Source organism: Enterobacter sp. CGMCC 5087, assembly GCF_003144775.1.
GTDB classification, from domain to species: Bacteria; Pseudomonadota; Gammaproteobacteria; order Enterobacterales; family Enterobacteriaceae; genus Enterobacter; species Enterobacter cloacae_M.
Genome location: NZ_QFXN01000340.1, coordinates 1 through 690, shown reverse-complemented (window position 1 = coordinate 690; position 690 = coordinate 1). Strand labels below are relative to the sequence as shown.

At 57.1% G+C, this 690-nt stretch carries 1 protein-coding gene; it reads right to left on the bottom strand.

The genetic code is table 11. The features are described from left to right. Positions 1 to 498 (bottom strand): DUF4234 domain-containing protein (locus tag DEO48_RS26275; RefSeq protein WP_109846751.1); only part of this gene is annotated, 498 nt, incomplete at its 3' end. Between the last annotated feature and the right edge of the window lie 192 nt (positions 499 to 690).

The window sequence follows — 690 nt, the reverse complement described above, 5'->3', positions numbered from 1 at the left end:
CGATTCCGGCGGCACGGGGACCTGACCGTGAATAATCCGGTGTTTCGCCAGCGCCTGCGGCATGTCGTTGATGCACCAGGTGATGTAGAAGACGTTAAAGGCGACGGTCCAGAACGCGTTCATTCTGAGGTCGAAGCGGAAGGTGTTCAGCGCATAGTGGCGCAGTGCGGCTCTGGCCTTAAAGGCCCAGACGATGTACATCACGCCACAGGCAAGCGACAGAATGCCGCTTAAGGCCAGCAGCGTATCGCTGCCCGTGTCGTACCCTGCCAGGTCGGGTGAGGCCATGACGCCAAACTGTCGCCCGAGCCCGAAGCAGACGGCCAGCCAGATGACGAAGATATCGCTGCTCACCGGATACCCGGTGGTGTCGCTGATAATCTGCTGTTTTCGGTACAGCCAGAGCAGCGGCCAGATGCCGCAGGTGGCGACGGTGAGTAGCACAAAATGCAGGGTTGGGGTCGCCAGTCGCTGGCTGAGTGTCGAAATATCGGTCATATCGTATTGTCCTTGATTGATTTTGCTGTAAACAGGCGGGCGGGGCTACCCGGCGGTCAGTGTCGTGCATTCGGGCATATCAGCCAGAACCTTGTGAACGTTTCCGGCAGAAGGGGAAAAATGCCCCACCTTTTTGTCGTTGACGTAAATCTCAAACGACGTTGCTTTTCTGATGGCATCAATGAACGACAG